14 protein-coding genes are annotated in these 18,415 nt (G+C 56.1%); 7 read left to right on the forward strand and 7 right to left on the reverse strand.

What is annotated here, in order from left to right:
• Window positions 1-22: 22 nt before the first annotated feature.
• Window positions 23-688, reverse strand: coding sequence for an iron-sulfur cluster repair protein YtfE (ytfE, locus tag JEM67_RS02685; RefSeq protein ID WP_199635611.1), 666 nt, complete (start codon window positions 686-688; stop codon window positions 23-25).
• Window positions 689-807: 119 nt separating this feature from the next.
• Window positions 808-2,760: a bifunctional 2',3'-cyclic-nucleotide 2'-phosphodiesterase/3'-nucleotidase gene (locus JEM67_RS02690; protein ID WP_199635612.1), complete on the reverse strand. Its 1,953-nt coding sequence runs from the start codon at window positions 2,758-2,760 to the stop codon at window positions 808-810.
• A 256-nt stretch (window positions 2,761-3,016) separates the two neighbouring features.
• On the opposite strand from JEM67_RS02690, the gene cysQ reads away from it, so the two are divergent.
• On the forward strand, window positions 3,017-3,757 hold the full coding sequence (cysQ, locus tag JEM67_RS02695) for a 3'(2'),5'-bisphosphate nucleotidase CysQ (protein ID WP_199635613.1): 741 nt from the start codon (window positions 3,017-3,019) through the stop codon (window positions 3,755-3,757).
• Between the two features lies 1 nt (window position 3,758).
• On the opposite strand, the gene JEM67_RS02700 is transcribed toward cysQ, so the two are convergent.
• Window positions 3,759-4,313: a YtfJ family protein gene (locus tag JEM67_RS02700; protein ID WP_006323250.1), complete on the reverse strand. Its 555-nt coding sequence runs from the start codon at window positions 4,311-4,313 to the stop codon at window positions 3,759-3,761.
• Between the two features lie 325 nt (window positions 4,314-4,638).
• Here JEM67_RS02700 and JEM67_RS02705 point away from each other — a divergent pair, with 325 nt between their 5' ends.
• A complete protein-coding gene (locus tag JEM67_RS02705; RefSeq protein ID WP_004952776.1) occupies window positions 4,639-4,845 on the forward strand; it encodes a DUF1107 domain-containing protein in 207 nt (68 codons plus the stop codon).
• Window positions 4,846-4,981: 136 nt separating this feature from the next.
• Here the strand turns inward: JEM67_RS02705 and JEM67_RS02710 are convergent, their stop codons facing one another.
• Both JEM67_RS02710 and msrA read right to left on the reverse strand, forming a co-directional pair.
• Entirely contained in the window at window positions 4,982-6,313 is a 1,332-nt protein-coding gene (locus JEM67_RS02710; RefSeq protein ID WP_013811259.1) for a hemolysin family protein, read from the reverse strand.
• A 187-nt stretch (window positions 6,314-6,500) separates the two neighbouring features.
• Window positions 6,501-7,142: a peptide-methionine (S)-S-oxide reductase MsrA gene (gene msrA / locus JEM67_RS02715; protein ID WP_199635614.1), complete on the reverse strand. Its 642-nt coding sequence runs from the start codon at window positions 7,140-7,142 to the stop codon at window positions 6,501-6,503.
• 286 nt (window positions 7,143-7,428) lie between these two features.
• On the opposite strand from msrA, the gene tamA reads away from it, so the two are divergent.
• From tamA to JEM67_RS02730, 3 genes are read left to right on the forward strand one after another with little or no spacing between them, the layout of a single operon-like run.
• The gene (gene tamA / locus JEM67_RS02720; RefSeq protein ID WP_062869292.1) at window positions 7,429-9,165 is read left to right on the forward strand and encodes an autotransporter assembly complex protein TamA; all 1,737 of its coding nucleotides are present in this window, start codon (window positions 7,429-7,431) and stop codon (window positions 9,163-9,165) included.
• The gene (gene tamB / locus JEM67_RS02725) at window positions 9,162-12,980 is read left to right on the forward strand and encodes an autotransporter assembly complex protein TamB (RefSeq protein ID WP_199635615.1); all 3,819 of its coding nucleotides are present in this window, start codon (window positions 9,162-9,164) and stop codon (window positions 12,978-12,980) included. The genes tamA and tamB overlap by 4 nt, the downstream gene beginning before the upstream one ends.
• 2 nt (window positions 12,981-12,982) lie before the next feature.
• Complete coding sequence (locus JEM67_RS02730) at window positions 12,983-13,330, forward strand: gamma-glutamylcyclotransferase family protein (RefSeq protein ID WP_006317485.1); 348 nt, start codon at window positions 12,983-12,985, stop codon at window positions 13,328-13,330.
• 53 nt (window positions 13,331-13,383) lie between these two features.
• Here the strand turns inward: JEM67_RS02730 and ppa are convergent, their stop codons facing one another.
• Window positions 13,384-13,914, reverse strand: coding sequence for an inorganic diphosphatase (gene ppa, locus JEM67_RS02735; protein WP_004952787.1), 531 nt, complete (start codon window positions 13,912-13,914; stop codon window positions 13,384-13,386).
• Window positions 13,915-14,171: 257 nt separating this feature from the next.
• Here ppa and JEM67_RS02740 point away from each other — a divergent pair, with 257 nt between their 5' ends.
• Entirely contained in the window at window positions 14,172-15,725 is a 1,554-nt protein-coding gene (locus tag JEM67_RS02740; protein WP_199635616.1) for a methyl-accepting chemotaxis protein, read from the forward strand.
• A gap of 42 nt (window positions 15,726-15,767) precedes the next feature.
• On the opposite strand, the gene fbp is transcribed toward JEM67_RS02740, so the two are convergent.
• Entirely contained in the window at window positions 15,768-16,772 is a 1,005-nt protein-coding gene (gene fbp / locus JEM67_RS02745; protein WP_004952791.1) for a class 1 fructose-bisphosphatase, read from the reverse strand.
• Window positions 16,773-16,941: 169 nt separating this feature from the next.
• Between fbp and mpl the strand changes: the two genes are divergently transcribed.
• Window positions 16,942-18,321: a UDP-N-acetylmuramate:L-alanyl-gamma-D-glutamyl-meso-diaminopimelate ligase gene (mpl, locus tag JEM67_RS02750; RefSeq protein WP_013811264.1), complete on the forward strand. Its 1,380-nt coding sequence runs from the start codon at window positions 16,942-16,944 to the stop codon at window positions 18,319-18,321.
• Window positions 18,322-18,415: the final 94 nt, after the last annotated feature.

Here is an 18,415-nt window from a genome sequence, read left to right on the forward strand (position 1 = left end):
GCGCCTTAATGGCGCCCTTGTTTTATGCGCCGCTCAGCGCACGTGGAAACAGCAGGTTGTTCTCCAGATTGATGTGTTCCATCAGGTCGTCGATGAACTCGTCGATGCCGCCATACAGCGCCTGCCAGGTATTGCATGCCCCTTCCGGTGGCGTCACGTTATGGGTGAGAAATTTCACCACCTCCAGTTGTTCACCCGCTTCGTCATGCTCATGCTCCATCACCGAGATCGGCCCGGCGGCCTGGCGCCCCATGCCCTGTTTGATCATCGGGAACAGGATCTGCTCTTCTTTCATCATATGGTTTTCCAAATCCAGCCGGATCAGGTTCAGCTGTTTAGCCAGGCCGCGCGGGCAGGTGGGTTTATCTGCGTGTACCCGCTCAACCTTTTCTGCCATCAGCACCAGTTCGGTCAACTGTTCACGGTGCCGTTGATGGAAGCGCGGCAGAATGTGGTCAATCACTTCGTCGAGCGGCGCAGTGCGCCAGTCGCGGGTTTGTTCCGGTTTGGCGGCGAGGGCGGCCAGCTCGGTTTCCAGCCGGTCGATATCCAGCCCTTTGCGCTCGGCGGCGCGTTGCAGCGTTTGCTTGCCGCCACAGCAATAATCCAGATCGTTCAGACGAAACAGGCGGGATGCCCGGGGAATGGCGATGGCGAGTGCGCCGAGGGATTGATTGCGGTAATCCATGGTAGTGCCTCTTTAAATGAAAGAATTTTATAACATGTATTTTAAATGCAATTTAAAGAGCGCGCCAGAGAGAAAAAGGGGTAGGTAGCCGAGGGAAGGTATTTCCCCCAGCCTGGTGCTTATTTACTGCTCAAATCGATCTGATAAACCGCAAAACCAATACTGTCCGTGCCCTCCGCCTTCATCGGGTACTGCGCATGCGTTTTGATAAACGCAGTGGCTTTCTCACTGGGTGACGTTTCGAAGCGGATATCCAGCGGCTGTGTACTGCTGAATGCCGCCAGGCGCCAGTTATTGTCCACCTGCGGCCGTACCGCGCCGTGTTTTTTAGTCTCGGCACCGATATACGCCGCCAGTACCGAACGGTTCTCGTCCGGCGACGCGAAGGCGATGTGTTTGTCGCCGGTGCCGGCAAACTTGCCGCCGTAAGCACGGTAGTTATTGGTGGCAACCAGGAAAGTGGCGTTCGGATCGATCGGCTTGCCCTTGAACGTCAGCTGCTTGATGCGTTCCGCCTTGTCATTGATCAACTGGCATTCGCCGTCGTAGCGCGCCGGTTGGCTGACGTCGATCTGATAATTCACACCGTCAATCACGTCGAAGTTATAGGTGCGGAAGCCGTCCCAGTTAATCAGGCCTTGTGGTTTGTTGCTGGTGACGTCGATCTGATTGAACTGCCCGGCCGAGCATTCCAGCCATTCCTTTACCTCTTTGCCACTGGCTTTCACCACCACCAGCGTGTTGGGGTAGAGATAGAGATCGGAAGCGTTGCGGAAGGTGAGCTGGCCTTTTTCCACTTCCACGAAGCTGGCCGGGTCGTTTTTGCGTCCGCCGACCTTGAACGGCGCTGCGGCTGACAGCACCGGCAGGTCAGCCAGATCCGGATCGCCTTGAATGTAGTGCTCGACATAGGCCTTCTGCGCATTGTTGACGATCTGCACCGTCGGATCGTCCTGCACCAGCGCCAGATAGCTGTACATGTTGTCGTCAGACTTGCCGACCGGCTGGCTGACGAAGTCTCGCGTGCCTTTATGATCCTCTGCCAGCACTTTCACCAGCGCCGCGTCTTCCGCTGCCAGCGATTTCTTGTTTTCTTTGCCGTAGATCGGCCGCGCTTCCGCTTTGGCGGAGGCCACTTTCCAGCTACCGGAGTCGTTGTTCAGTTGTAGGTCTACCACGCCGAGGTGATCGCCCCATTGGCCCGGCATGACCGCCGGTATGCCATTCAGCAGACCTTTTTCAATATCTGCGCCTTTGATAGCGGCAAAGTCTTTGCTCGGGAACACTGCGTGGGCATGGCCGAACATGATGGCGTCAATGCCCGGTACCTGGCTGAGGTAGTACACCGAATTCTCCGCCATGGCCTTATAGGGTTCGCTGGAAAGGCCGGAGTGCGGGATTGCCACCACCAGGTCTGCGCCCTGTTTACGCATTTCAGGCACGTAGCGTTTGGCGGTTTCGGTAATGTCATTAACCGTCACCTTGCCTTGCAGATTGGCTTTATCCCACACCAGAATTTGCGGGGGGACGAAGCCGATATAGCCGATGCGTAAAGTATGTTTCTTGCCGTCACGGTCTTTTACCGGCGTATCGACGATAATATAAGGGGTGAATAGCGGTTTTTGAGTTTTAGCGTCGATCACGTTGGCGTTGATATACGGGAATTGGGCGCCGGCAATGGCGTTTTTCAGGTAGTCCAGCCCGTAGTTGAATTCATGGTTACCAATATTGCCGACCACGTAATTCAGCGTATTCATCGCCTTGTATACCGGGTGTACGTCGCCCGGCTTCAGCCCCTTGGCCGCCATATAGTCGCCCAGCGGGCTGCCCTGAATAATATCGCCGTTGTCCACCAGCACCGCATTGGTGGCCTGCTGACGTGCCTGCTCGATCAGGCTTGCGGTGCGCACCAGACCGAATTTATCGGTCGGTTTATCCTTGTAGTAATCGAAGTCCATCATGTTGCTGTGCAGGTCGGTGGTTTCCAGTACACGCAGATCGACCGTTGCCGCCTGCGTTGAGGCGCAAACCAGCATAGCGAGGGCGGACAACGTCAGCGGACGCTTCATCATTTTTGGCTTTCTCCTTTCCATTATTTGAGTTTTATCGCAGAGAGACATGTAATTAACATTGGTTGTCTCACCAAACTGTGAAGTGTGGCAGAAAATTGACCGAGGTAACGCAGGAAATGTCACAGTTGTGACGGCAAAGACTTGAGTAAATACCGGTGGTTAAACCGTTGTGATGGATATTCCATGCAAAAAAAACTAGGCTGCTAGCAATGAGGAAGGGGAAATGACCCACGGAACTGCATATCTGAGGTGAATGATGTTAGAGCAAATTTGCCAACTGTCCCGCGAGGCGGGGGCGGCAATCATGGCGGTGTATGACGGTGAACAACCGCTTGATGTCGCGCAGAAAAAAGATGATTCACCGGTGACGGCGGCCGATCTGGCGGCGCATCATATTATCAAACGTGGGCTGGCGGCGTTAACGCCGGACGTGCCGCTGCTGTCGGAGGAAGATCCGCCGGCGTGGGAGGTGCGTCAGAACTGGACGCGTTATTGGCTGGTCGATCCGCTGGACGGCACCAAGGAATTCCTCAACCGCAACGGCGAGTTTACGGTCAACATCGCGCTGATTGAAGACGGCCAGGCGGTAATGGGCGTGGTTTACGCACCGGCGATCGACGTGTTGTACCTGGCCGAGCGCGGTAAAGCCTGGAAAGAAGAGAAAGGACAACGCCAGGCGATCAGCGTCAGCAACGCCCATCCGCCGCTGGTGGTGGTGAGCCGCTCCCACAGCGATGAAGAATTGAAGGATTACCTGAACCAACTGGGCGAGCATCAGACTATTTCTGTCGGATCATCGCTGAAGTTCTGTTTGGTGGCGGAAGGCAAGGCGCAGCTCTATCCGCGTTTTGGGCCGACCAATATCTGGGATACCGCCGCCGGCCATGCCGTCGCGGTGGCTGCCGGGGCGCAGATCCACGACTGGAAGGGCCAGCCGTTGCTTTATACGCCGCGTGAATCTTTCCTCAACCCCGGCTTCCGGGTTTCGCTGTTCTGATTCAGTTCAGGAGCTGGTGCAGTTGGGTCATGACCTGCTGCACCTCTTCCGGCGTCAGCGCGCCGTCTTTGGCGAATTGGATCTTGCCCTGTTTATCCAGCACCACAATGGCCGACCCCTTCGGCTGCAGATCCCAGGCTTTGCGAACGTTACCGTTGCTGTCGACCACAAACTGCGACCACGGAAACTCTTTCTTGCTGTCCTCAATGCTGTTGCGAACAAACATCGCGGTGCCGAGCAGGGCGTCGTCGGTATTGACTATTGTCGTCGTTTGGTAACGTTCGTGCGGTAGCTTAGCTTTTTTAATCGCTTCTATCAGTGGGTCGTTCATGTCCTTGGCGGAGCTGCGGCCGGCAATATGCTGGATCACTCGCACTTTCCCACTGAGCTGTGCGCTATTCCAGTTTTTATAGCTAAACTTATCATTAGCGTAATTTAACTCTCCCTTATCGCTGACGCCGACCGGCGCGACGCGTTGCTGGAGCTGGAAGTTGTGCGCAGAGGCCAAAAGGGGAGCAAACAGCAGGGATACAATGAGCATGCTACTTTTTTTCATGCCTTCTCCTTGGAAGGGGACGGTGCCGACAGCACCCAACAGCCTAAAGCATAGGTGGTGATCGGAGGTCTGTCCTGTTAGCCGGATCGCAGTTTTTCCTTCTGGGAGGTAATACCTTTATTTTGAAGGGATATACTGAGAAAGTTATATATTATCATATACAATTCTGTCAAAAAGTGTAAATCCAGTGAAGATGACCAAGCGGAAGTGAACGATATGGTCTTTACTAGGTCTACTACATGGCAATCAAGTTGCGTTCTTATTTTAGAGGCTGCCACCTTGGCGGCTCGCTGAGCGCATGGACCAAACGGAGGAGAGTAAAAGAATGAGAATCTTCCAGCGTTATAACCCATTGAAAGTGGCGAAGTACGTAAAGACCCTGTTTCGTGGCCGGCTGTATATCAAAGATGTAGGCGCGTTCGAGTTCGACGAAGGGAAAATCCTGATACCGAAAATTCGTGACAGGCGCCACTTCAGTGTGATGTCAGAGGTGAACCGGCAGGTGTTGTTGCTGCAATCTGAGATGGGTTAATGCGCTATACCCGTCGTATTTCAAGCGGCAGCGTTGTTTTCTGCAATTTGAAATTCATAGGGTAAATTTTGTGTACCTGCAAAAGCCCCAATTATCGCGGCCCCGATGGGGCCGCTGACGTTTTTGCCGGCAGGGGTCAGGCTGGGGAGTTGTCCCCCGGCGCTTTTGGCGGCACCGCGGCAGGTTTGTCGCTCAATCGAGTCACCAGCAACTGATCAATCTTGTAGCTGTCGATGTCCACCACCTCAAATTTATAGCCGGCGTACTTAACGAAGTCAGTGCGTTTCGGGATCTTGCGCAGCATGTACATCATAAAGCCGCCAATGGTTTCGTAGTTGCCCGCCTGCGGGAACTCGTCAATGTGCAGCACGCGCATCACATCTTCGATCGGCGTGCCACCCTCAATCAGCCATGAACTTTCGTCACGCGCCACGATCTGCTCTTCCTGGCCCTGGCCCACCAGATCGCCCATCAGCGTGGTCATTACGTCATTCAGCGTAATGATGCCCACCACCAACGCATACTCATTAAGAATAACGGCAAAGTCCTCGCCGGCAGTTTTAAAGCTTTCCAGCGCTTCAGACAGCGTCAGGGTGTCGGGTACGATCAGTGCCGCACGGATCTGTACGCCACTGCTCAGTACCAGGCTCTGGTTGCCCAGCACGCGGTTCAGCAGGTCTTTGGAGTCGACGTAGCCAACCACCTGATCGATGTTGCCATCGCACACCAGGAACTTGGAGTGCGGGTGGGTCGAGACCTTCTGAATGATGCTTTCTTCGCTCTCGCGCAGATCGAAGTAAACCACGCTTTCACGCGAAGTCATCGAAGAGGGAACGGTACGCGATTCCAGCTCGAACACGTTTTCGATCAGCTCATGTTCCTGTTTACGCAGCACGCCCGCCAGGGCGCCGGCTTCCACCACCGCATAAATGTCGTCGGAGGTGATGTCGTCTTTACGTACCATCGGCAGCTTGAACAGGCGGAAGATCAGGTTTGCCATGCCATTGAAGAACCACACCAGCGGCCGGAAAAGCATGATCGAGAAACGCATCGGGTTGATGATCCGGACGGCGAACGTCTCTGGTGCAATCATACCGATGCGCTTCGGGGTCAAATCTGCGAACAGGATAAACAGGCTGGTCACCAACACGAACGAACAGATAAAGCTAACCTGCTCCGCCAGTTCCGGTGACAGAAAGCGATCGAACAGCAGTTTGAACGTCGGAGAAAAAGCCGCATCGCCCACGATACCGCCGAGGATGGCCACGGCGTTCAGGCCAATTTGCACTACGGTAAAATACAGGCCCGGCGTTTCCTGCAGTTTGAGCACCTTGGCGGCGTTGACGTTACCTTCGTCAGCCATCATTTTCAGTTTAATCTTGCGTGATGCAGCCAGAGATATTTCCGACAGTGAGAAAAACGCACTCACGGCGATCAGAAAAAGAATCAGTAAAATACTGTTTAACATATTCTATCCATACGTGCCGACGGGATGACGGCGCTCTTGAGGAAGGGTCGTACCTTGTAAAAAAAGAATTGCAGGGGGCCGCATATCGCGCCCGCCAGAGCTTTATCAAAAATCAGGGCCGCAAATGCGACCCCGCACAGTATAGCAGCAGCCCCACAGGGGCCGCCAGCGGTTAAAAAATAGTAGGTTAGCCTTGTGGCGGCAGACAAACGCCGATCCCGCCCAGGCCGCAATAGCCTTCAGGATTTTTATACAGGTATTGCTGATGGTCGTCTTCGGCATAGTAGAACGGCAGTGCCGGCGTTACTTCGGTGGTAATGGTGCGCTTGTCGCCGGCGTCATCCATCGCCTGCTGGAAACGTTGCCGGCTGCTTTCGGCTTCAAGCTGCTGTTCCGGCGTCAGCGTGTAAATCGCCGAACGGTACTGAGTACCGACGTCGCCGCCCTGACGCATGCCCTGCGCCGGGTCATGGTTCTCCCAGAACACCTGCAGCAGCTGCTTATAGCTGACGATTTTCGGATCAAACACTACGCGCACCACTTCGGTGTGGCCGGTTTGACCGCTGCACACTTCGCGGTAGGTCGGGTTTGGCGTGTAGCCGCCGCTGTAGCCTGCGGCGGTGCTGTAGACGCCCTGTTGTTGCCAGAACAGGCGCTCGACGCCCCAGAAGCAACCCATGGCGAAGATCGCCACTTCCATGCCATCCGGGACGTGAGTCATCGAATGATCGGTGACCACGTTGAGCGTCGCAACCGGCATCGGCGTCGTGTGGCCAGGCAGTGCGTTCGCCTTGTCGACGGTTTGGGTTTTATCAAAAAATGGCACCACGGTTGACTCCTGTTGTCACAGTAAGAATTGGCCCAAGACGCAGCGGTTCGGTTGTATCTAACCGCAACTTTGCTCACAATAAGCTGCATATTGAGATTAAGTGTAAGCTTAACGCAGTATTTTGAGCGCCAAAAGCGAAGAATGCGCCTGTTTACGGCGACAGTAAAACGGTAACACGCGGCGTCTGGAATAACGCTGAAGAGGGCTGCCGTCTTGATAGCGCGGAGTCTGCCCTGGCACCAGAGAGCGATGTTATACAGGATAGTAAAATAAATAAGGAGAACGCGTGCCACGATACCGTGCCCTGTGCTTTTTTTGTACTCTGCTCGCGACGCCCGCGGCGTTTTCGGTGAATGTGCGGCTGCAGGTTGAAGGACTCAGCGGGGAATTGGAGAAAAACGTCCGGGTACGGCTGTCTTCCATTACGCCGGAAGAGGTCGGCACCGATGGGCGGTTCCGCGCGCGCGTGGATGAAGCCGTCCGTCAGGGGCTGCGTGCGCTGGGCTATTATCAGCCCACCATCGATTTTACGCTGGATGATCGCCCTCAGCTGGCGCGCCCCGTGCTGTATGCCAAGGTGAACCCGGGCGAGCCGGTACGGATTGCCGGTGCCAATATCCAGTTGGAAGGCGGTGCGAAAACCGACGAAGACTATCTGCAATTGGTCAAAAAGGGTCGGCCGACGATAGGCGAGATCCTTAATCACGGTCAATATGACAATTTCAAAAGTTCTCTGACCGGCATGGCGCTACGCAAAGGCTATTTCGATGCCGATATGATCAAGAGTCAATTGGGCGTGGCAGAGGATCTGCATAAGGCTTATTGGGACATCGACTTCAACAGCGGGCAGCGCTACCGCTTCGGCAAGGTGAAGTTTCAAGGTTCGCAAATCCGCGAAGACTACCTGCAAAATCTGGTGCCCTTTCATCAGGGGGATTATTACAGCTCGGAAGAGTTGGCCGAGCTGAACCGTCGTTTGTCCGCGACTAACTGGTTTAACTCGGTGGTGGTGTCCCCTGATTTCCAGGATTCCAAAGAGAACAAGATTTTGCCGTTAGATGCGCTGGTTACGCCGCGCACCCGCAATACCATCGAAACCGGGGTCGGTTATTCCACCGATGTCGGCCCCCGGATAAAAGGTACCTGGAAAAAACCGTGGCTTAACGATCGCGGGCATAGCCTGGAAACCAGCGCCAGCATTTCCGCACCGGAACAGCAGCTGGATCTGACCTATAAAATCCCACTGCTGAAGAACCCGTTGGAGCAGTATTACTTGCTGCAGGGCGGCTTCAAGAACGTCGATCTCAACGATACCAAGTCCGTTACGTCAAAAGCGGTGGTTTCCCGCAATTGGGATCTCTCCAGCGGTTGGCAACGGGCGCTGAACCTGACCTGGCGTCTGGACCACTTTACCCAGGGTACCGTCACCGACACCACCATGCTGCTGTATCCCGGCGTCAGCGTTAACCGTACCCGCTCGCGCGGCGGTCTGATGCCGACCTGGGGCGACAGCCAGCGTTATTCTCTCGACGTGTCCGATACCACCTGGGGTTCCGGCGTCGACTTTGCGCTGATACAGGCGCAGAACGTCTGGATCCGCACCTTGGCCGATAAACACCGTTTTGTCGCACGTGGGCAGGTTGGCTGGATCGAAACCAATAACTTTGAAAAAGTGCCGCCGGACCTGCGTTTCTTCGCCGGTGGCGATCGCAGCATTCGCGGCTACAAATACAAAGGCATTTCACCCCGTGACGATGACGGCAAGCTGACCGGCGCCTCCAAAATGCTGACCGGCTCGCTGGAATACCAATACAACGTGACCGGCAAATGGTGGGGCGCGTTGTTCGTGGATTCCGGCGAAGCGGTGAACGATATCAAGCAAAGCAACGTAAAGACCGGCGCCGGCTTCGGCGTGCGCTGGCAGTCGCCGGTAGGGCCGGTGAAGCTGGATATCGCCGCTCCGGTTGGAGATAAAGACACCCACGGGGTGCAGTTCTATATTGGTTTGGGGCCTGAATTATGAGCCTGATTAAAAAGATTTGTCTGGGATTCCTGATCGTTTTGCTGCTGCTGATCGGCGGGTTGGCTTATTTGCTCGGCACCACCAGCGGCCTGCATACGGTTATCAACGGCGCTGCCCGTTGGGTTCCGGGGCTGGAGATTGCCGGCGTCAGTGGCGGTTGGCGCGATTTGACGCTAAAGGGCGTGAAATACCAGATGCCGGGCGTGACGGTAAATGCCGGGCAGTTCCATTTGTCGCTGGATTTGTCCTGCTTTAAACGCAGTTCGCTGTGCGTTAACGCCCTGACTGCGCAGGACGTGGACGTGGTGGTGAAAACCAAAGAGATGACGCCGTCGGCGCCGGTGGAAGAGACCAGCGAGCCGACCACGAATCTGAGCACGCCGTACCCGATCACCCTGCGCATGCTGGCGCTGAACAACGTCAAGGTCAGCGTCGACGACACGGCGATTTCACTGGGCGAGTTCCGCACCGGTGCACAGTGGCAAGAGCGCGCGCTGACCCTGTTGCCGACTAAAATCAGCTTGCTGCTGATCGCTCTGCCGAAAACGCCGCAAAACCCATTGCCGGAAGCCGTGCAGCCGGTTGTCGAGGTGGTGAAAAAGGTCGGTGAAAAAGTCGATGAGGCTGCCAAGCCTGCGCCACAGCCAGAAGAGAAGCCACTGGGCGACACGCTGAAAGAACTGTTCGCCAAACCGCTGTTGCCGGATCTGCCGGACATCCGTCTACCGCTGGATATCACCGTCAAGGAAATCAGCGGTGAACAACTGCGGCTGACGGGCGACACCGAGGTGTTGATCACCAGCCTGCTGTTGCAGGCCAGCACTAAAGACCAGCATATCCAGCTGGACAACTTTGATGTGAAATCGCCGCAGGGCACGCTGTCCGCTCAGGGGCAGGCGACGCTGGCCGGCAACTGGCCGATGGAGGCGGTGGCGAACGGCACGTTGAATATTGAGCCGCTGAAGGGCGAGAAGGTCAAGTTGAACGTCGGCGGCGGGTTGCGTGAAGAGCTGGAAGTGGCGCTCAATCTGTCCGGGCCGGTCGGCGCGCAGTTGGATATGCAAACTCAACTGGCTGAGGCCGGTTTGCCGCTGGCACTGACGCTGCAAAGCAAACAGCTGAAATGGCCGCTGAACGGTGAGGCGCAATACCAAATCAACGATTTTCGCCTGCGCTTCAACGGCAAGGCGACCGACTATGCGCTGTCGACGCGCGCCAACATCAAAGGCCAGGATCTGCCGCCGGCGGTGTTGACGCTGGATGGTAAAGGCAACATCGAACAGTTCAAACTGGATCGCTTGCGGCTGGCCACCTTGCAGGGTAATGCCGATTTGACCGCGTTGGTGGACTGGAGCAAGGCCATCAGCTGGAATTCACAATTGATGTTAAGCGGTATTAATACCGCCAAACAGTGGCCGGAATGGCCGGCGAAGCTGGATGGGAAGATCACCACTCGCGGCAGCCTGCATGGCGGCAGCTGGCAATTGCAGGTGCCGGTGCTGCAGCTCGACGGCAACGTGAAGCAAAATAAGGTCACCGCGCGCGGCTCGCTCAGCGGCAACGCTGCCGGGCAGTGGAAAATCCCCGGTATCGATCTGACGCTGGGGCGTAACCAACTGAACGTCAAAGGCCAACTGGACGAGAAAAGTTGGAATCTGGATGCGAACATCGACGCGCCGCGCCTGGACGGCGCGCTGCCGGGGCTGGGCGGTACGGTGAAAGGCCTGCTTAAACTGCGCGGCAACCTGCAGGCGCCTCAGTTGCTGGCCGATCTGACTGCTTCCGGCCTGCAGTGGCAGGCGCTGCGCATCAATCGGGTTAAAATTGACGGCGACGTGCGCTCCAGCGATCAGATTCAGGGGCAACTAGCGGTTCGGGTTGAACAACTGAAGCAGGATGCTCTGGAGATCAGCCTGCTGACGCTGGATGCCAAAGGCAGCGAAAAACAGCATCAGCTGCAACTGAAGATCAACGGCAAGCCGGTATCCGGCCAATTGGCGCTGCAGGGCAGTTTCGATCGCCAGCAGCAGCGCTGGCGCGGCAACCTGAACAATACCCGTTTCGATACCCCAGTGGGCGAATGGCGGTTAACGCGTGCCATTGCGCTAGACTACCTGAATACCGCACAGAAAATCAGTATCGGGCCGCACTGCTGGCAGAACCCGAACGCCGAACTGTGCGTGCCGAAAACCATTGAGGCCGGCCAGAACGGCCAGGCCAGCGTAGTGCTGAACCGCTTTGATCTGGCGATGGTGAAACCGTTCCTGGGGCCGGAAACGGCCCTGAGCGGCGTGTTCTCCGGCCGGGCGGATATTAGCTGGAAACCGGGTGGCGCGTTGCCTGATGCGAAAGTCTCGCTGGTGGGCAACGGGGTGAAAGTGGTGCAGCAGGTGCAGGGTAATGCGCTGCCGATCGCCTTCGATACGCTGAATCTCAACGCCGGGCTGACCAACGGCCGCGCTCAGGCTGACTGGTTGATCAAGCTGAACAATAATGGCCAGTTTAATGGCAACATTCAGGTCACCGACCCGCAGGTGCGCCGTAATATCAGCGGTAATGTCAATATCACCAATATTTCGCTGGCGATGATTAACCCGGCGCTGATGGATGGGGAAAAAGCGGTGGGCATGTTGAACGCCAACCTGCGTTTGGGCGGCAGCGCGCAGAAACCGCTGGTGTATGGCCGGTTGGCGCTGGATAAGGTGGATATCGATGGTCACTGGATGCCGTTTGACATGACTGACGGCCGCTTGGTGGTTAACTTCGATGGCATGACTTCGACGCTGGAGGGGCTGATCGGCACGACCCGTGGGCAACTGAACCTGTCCGGTGACGCCGACTGGCGCGATATCAACGCCTGGCGCGCCCGTATCGCCGCCAAGGGCGATAAGCTGCGGGTGACGGTGCCGCCGATGATCCGCATCGACGTTTCGCCTGATCTGGTCTTCGAGGCGACGCCGCAGTTGTTCTCGCTCAACGGCTCAGTCAATATTCCGTGGGCGCGCATAACGGTGCAGGAGCTGCCGGAAAGTGCGGTAGGCGTCTCTTCCGACGAAGTGATGCTGGATGATCAACTGAAACCCATACAGCCGAAAACCGCCAGCATCCCCATCAACAGTAATCTGATGATCCACGTCGGCAACGATGTACGCCTGGATGCCTTTGGCCTGAAAGCCAAACTGAAGGGCGATTTGAAAGTGGTGCAGGACAAGAACGGCCTGGGCCTGAATGGCCAGATTGACATCCCTTCCGGTCGCTTCCATGCTTATGGTCAGGATCTGATTGTCCGCAAAGGCCAGTTGCTCTTCTCTGGGCCGCCGGATCAGCCGTTGCTCAACATCGAGGCGATCCGTAATCCAGACTCGACCGAAGACGGCGTTACCGCCGGGGTTCGCGTCACCGGGCTGGCGGATGCACCGAAGCTGGAAGTGTTCTCAGACCCGACTAAATCGCAGCAGGAAGCCTTGTCTTATCTGCTGCGTGGGCAAGGTTTGGGCAGTTCCGGCGCCGACGGCAACGCAATGACCTCAATGTTAATTGGGATGGGGGTTGCACAAAGTGGTCAACTTGTGGGTAAAATCGGCGAGGCGTTTGGCGTAAGTAATTTGGCCCTGGACACTCAGGGGGTTGGCGACAGCTCTCAGGTTGTCGTGAGCGGCTATGTTCTCCCTGGCTTACAAGTAAAATATGGGGTGGGCATTTTCGACTCGCTGGCCACGCTGACGTTGCGTTACCGCCTGATGCCTAAGTTGTATCTTGAAGCGGTGTCTGGTATCGACCAGGCATTAGATTTGCTCTATCAGTTTGAGTTTTAGCGATGCGAATAATTGTCTACGGCAGTTTACGACGCAAACAGGGAAACAGCCATTGGATGACCAACGCCCAATGGCTCGGCGAGCATGAGCTCGAAGGCTATCAGATTTATAATCTGGGCCATTACCCGGCGGCGATCCCTGGAGAGGGCACGGTGCATTGTGAGGTGTACCGTATTAACTCATCGATTCTGGCAGAGCTGGACGAACTGAAAAGCAACACCAAGGACTATAAGCGCGAGCTGATTCAGACGCCTTATGGGAGTGCGTGGATCTACCTGTATAAACACAGTGTGGACGGTTACCCGCGGATTAACAGCGGCGACTGGTTGAAGCGTCTCGACGAAAAGTAATAAAAAAAACACCGCTCATTGAGCGGTGTTTTTTCATCGGACGGCGGCAAGAATTACTTCTTGGCAGCGCGTTCGAAAGAGGCAACGATTTCAGCTTTGGCGGCGGCAGCGTCTGCCCAGCCTTCCACTTTCACCCATTTGCCTTTTTCCAGATCTTTATAATGCTCGAAGAAATGGGCGATCTGGGCACGCAGCAGTTCTGGCAGGTCGTTCACATCTTTGATGTGATCGTACTCTTTGGTCAGCTTGCTGTGCGGAACGGCAACCAGTTTCGCATCTTCACCGGCTTCGTCGGACATCTTCAGCACGCCTACCGGACGGCAGCGGATCACAGAACCCGGCTGCAGCGGATACGGGGTCGGTACCAGTACGTCAACCGGGTCACCGTCCAGAGACAGGGTGTGGTTGATGTAACCGTAGTTGCACGGATAGAACATCGCGGTGGACATGAAACGGTCAACGAACAGCGCGCCGGTGTCCTTGTCGATTTCATATTTGATCGGATCGGCGTTAGCCGGGATTTCGATAACAACGTAGATGTCTTCCGGCAGGTCTTTGCCAGCTGGGACCAGATTCAAGCTCATGTCGGTTTCCTTTAATCAAACCAGAAATGGAGTGGCGGCTATTATAGCGGACTCTTTTGCGATTTCCTGCCCTTTTCATCACCGGCTCCCCTGTGGGGCGCCATCCACCGCATTTCCAGATTAATCCTCCAACAAGGTTAAGTTTTTCCCGCGGTTGCCGATAACTTCATCAAATAATAATGAGTCGGCGAAGTCTGGCTCTGCGTTTTACCTCCCCCTACGTTTGATCTCACTATTTCTGAAGCCGGGAAGAACTCATGCTAAAAAAGATTACGGTGAAGGCCGGGCTGATTGCCCTGCTGAGCCTGACGACGCTGTTGCTGATTATGGTCAGCATGATTGGCGTCAACGCGATTAATGAAGGGTCGCGCTCGCTACACACACTGAACCAGATCCTGGGGGAGGAACTGGGATCGCTGGCCAGCAGTTCCAACCTGACACTGCGCGCCAGAACTGCCGCTTCGCTGGCGGTGCGTCAGCGGGAAATCGGCCAGATTGAGGTCTCCGATGCTACGGTAGGCCGTATCTATGATTACCTCGAGCAGTCGAAGCACGAAATGGGGCGCTTCGTCGGCGTCGGCACCGTCACAGAACGCGGGCGTGAACTGTCTACCCGTTTGCAAAACAGCTACCGGGCTTATCTGGAACAGGGGGTCAGGCCGATGGCTGACGCCATCAAAGCCGGCAAGGTCGATGACTATTACGAGATTCAGGAAACCCGGATTTCGGCCCTGAGTATCGCCTTCGAAAAAGACCTCAGCGATTTCCGCAGCTTTGCCATGAAGGTGGGGCAGCAGCGGGTGGATGAGGCGGAAAATAATGCCAGCACCAAAATCACCCTGATCGTGATCGCCGGCTTGCTCAGCGTGCTGTTGGCGGTACTGGCCTGGTTTGCCCTGAGGGTGATTATCCTGCGTCCCCTCGATGAATCTATCGACCAACTGGAATATATTGCCAGCGGTGACCTGACGCACCGAATTACCGGTGAAGGAGACACCGAGATGGGCCGTCTGGTGCGCGCCATGCAACGAATGCAACAGGCGTTGGTCGGCTCGGTCAGCAAGGTGCGCGATGCCAGCAGCCAGATTGATACCGGCTCACGTGAGCTGGCTGCCGGTAACTTGCATCTGGCGCAGCGTACCGAAGAGTCCGCAGCCTCGCTGGAAGAAACGGCGGCCAGCATGGAACAACTGACCTCGACGGTGAAAATGAACGCCGAGAATTGCGAGCAGGCTAACCAGCTGGCGCTGAGCGTATCCGATATCGCCAACCAAGGCAGCGAGGTGGTCAGCCAGGTGATGGACAAGATGCAGGCGATTACCGACAGCTCGCGGCGCATCGCCGATATCATCAGCGTGATGGATGGCATTGCCTTCCAGACCAATATTCTGGCGCTGAATGCGGCGGTTGAAGCGGCACGCGCCGGTGAACAGGGGCGCGGTTTCGCGGTAGTGGCCGGTGAGGTGCGCAGCCTGGCACAGCGCAGTGCGCAGTCGGCGAAAGAGATCAAAGGGTTGATCGAAGCGTCGCAGAATCGGGTGCAGGAAGGTGAGCAAATGGCGGAGTCTGCGGCGAAAACCATGAACGGCATTACCGGCGAAGTAGGCCGCGTGACGGCGCTGATGCGGGAAATTTCGGCGGCTACCCGGGAACAAAGCAGCGGTATTGAGCAGGTGAATCTGGCGGTGGCCCAGATGGATCAGGTCGCGCAACAAAACGCTGCGTTGGTCGAAGAGTCTGCGGCGGCGACGCGTTCGCTGGAAGAGCAGGCTCAATTGCTGGCGCAGAGCATGGCAGCGTTCAAATTATGATGGAGTGACAGGGGGCGGTATGCCGCCCCCTGAAGAGAGGCTTTACTCGTCCGGGTTTTCGGCGATAAAGCGCTCGGCGTCTTCAACCATGGATTTGGTGCCCACGAAGAACGGTGCACGCTGGTGCAGTTTCACCGGGGTAATGTCCAGAATACGGTTTTTACCGTCGCTGGCTTTACCGCCGGCCTGTTCCGCCAGGAACGCCATCGGGTTGCATTCATACAGCAGGCGCAGCTTGCCTTGCGGGTGGCTGGCGGTGCTTGGATAAATGTAGATGCCGCCTTTCAGCAGGTTGCGGTGGAAGTCGGCAACCAGTGAACCAATGTAGCGTGAGGTGTAAGGGCGTTGTGTCGCTTCGTCCTGCTCCTGGCAATACTTGATGTATTTCTTCACGCCGCGAGGGAACTTGATGTAGTTGCCTTCGTTGATGGAATACATGTTGCCGGTGGCAGGGTAACGCACTTTCTCATGGGAGAGGCAGAACACGCCCAGAGACGGATCGTAAGTAAAGGCATGCACGCCATAACCGGTGGTGTACACCAGCATGGTGGATGAACCATAAACCACGTAGCCGGCTGCAACCTGGGCACTGCCTGGCTGCAGGAAATCTTCTTCGGTCACGGGAGTGCCGACCGGGGTGATGCGACGATAGATAGAGAAAATAGTACCGACCGAGACGTTGACATCAATGTTGGACGAACCGTCCAACGGATCCATCAACACCACATACTTGCCATTTTCAGCCCGCTCGCCATCGAAAATCACGATTTCATCTTCTTCTTCAGAAGCGATACCCGCAACTTCACCGCGTGCTTTCAACGCAGCTTTCAGCTTTTCGTTGGCGAACAGGTCCAGTTTCATCTGGACTTCACCCTGTACGTTGGAAATGCCGCTGGTGCCGAGGATATCAACCAGACCCGCTTTGTTGATGTCGCGGTGGATGATTTTGGCGCCCAGTTTAATTGCAGAAAGTAACGCAGTCAGCTCGCCGGTGGCGTGAGAGAAGTCGTGCTGTTTCTCGACGATAAATTCGCCTAACGTTTTCATGACACAATCCCTGAATCTACGGATGGGTAGCGGTTTGTTAACAAACCGCCAACGTATTCGCGAGCAGTGTAGCCCAAAGATGAGCGCTATTCATAGGCAAATCCATTTCTTCTGGACGATTCTGAGCGGTAGAATAAGGTAACATTCGACGTACTCAATTGAGAAAACTATGCGCATTCACATTCTTGGGATCTGTGGCACCTTTATGGGCGGGCTGGCGGTACTGGCTCGTTCGTTGGGACATGAGGTGACCGGCTCTGACGCTAATGTCTATCCGCCGATGAGCACGCTGTTGGAGAAAGAGGGGATCGACCTGATCCAGGGTTACGATCCGGCTCAGTTGGATCCCGTGCCGGATCTGGTGATCATCGGCAACGCCATGACACGCGGTAACCCGTGCGTGGAGGCGGTGCTGGAGCAAGGCATCCCTTATGTTTCCGGCCCGCAATGGCTGCATGACTATGTACTGCGCGATCGCTGGGTGTTAGCGGTTGCCGGGACCCACGGCAAGACCACCACCGCCGGCATGGCAACCTGGATCCTGGAAGCCTGCGGTTATCAGCCCGGCTTTGTCATCGGTGGCGTGCCGGGGAACTTCGACGTTTCCGCACGCTTGGGTGGCAGCCCGTTCTTTGTGATCGAGGCCGATGAGTACGACTGTGCGTTCTTCGACAAGCGCTCCAAGTTTGTTCATTACAGCCCGCGTACGCTGATCATGAACAATCTGGAGTTTGATCACGCCGATATCTTCGACGATCTGAAAGCGATCCAGAAGCAGTTCCACCACTTGGTGCGTCTGGTGCCGGGCAAGGGCAAGATCATTTTGCCTGACAACGACAGCCACCTGAAACAGGTGATGGCGATGGGCTGCTGGAGCGAGCAGGAGTTGGTCGGGGAAGAGGGCGCATGGCGGGCGCACAAGCTGACGCCGGACGCCAGCCACTATGAAGTGTTCCTCAATGGTGAAAAGGCGGGTGAGGTGAAATGGGCGCTGGTGGGCGAACACAATATGCATAATGGCCTGATGGCCATTGCTGCCGCACGTCACGTTGGCGTGCAGCCTGCGGACGCCTGCGTCGTGCTCGGCGATTTCATCAATGCCCGTCGCCGCCTGGAATTGCGCGGTGAAGCCAATGGCGTCACGGTGTATGACGATTTTGCGCATCACCCAACGGCGATCCTGGCGACCCTGGCCGCTCTGCGCGGCAAAGTGGGCGGCACCGCCCGTATTCTGGCGGTGCTTGAGCCACGTTCCAATACCATGAAAATGGGCATCAGCAAGAACGATTTGGCGCCATCGCTTGGCCGTGCCGATGAGGTATTCCTGTTCCAGCCGCACCATATCCCCTGGCAGGTGGCGGAAGTGGCCGAAGCCTGCGTGCAGCCGGCCCACTGGAGTGCCGATCTCGGTACGTTGGTGGATATGATTGTGAGAACCGCCCAGCCGGGTGACCATATCCTGGTGATGAGCAACGGTGGGTTCGGCGGGATCCACGATCGGCTGCTGGAAGCACTGGCCAACAAGCCAGAGCCGAAAGTCACCTACTGATCGACAGGGTTGATTCGAGAAAGGGCCGTTTGCGGCCCTTTTTTTCGCCTATAAAAAAGCCCTCGCGAGCGAGGGCAACGGGGTTCGTCGGATA

The organism is Serratia sp. PAMC26656 (genome assembly GCF_016469055.2).
Taxonomy (GTDB): Bacteria; Pseudomonadota; Gammaproteobacteria; order Enterobacterales; family Enterobacteriaceae; genus Serratia; species Serratia plymuthica.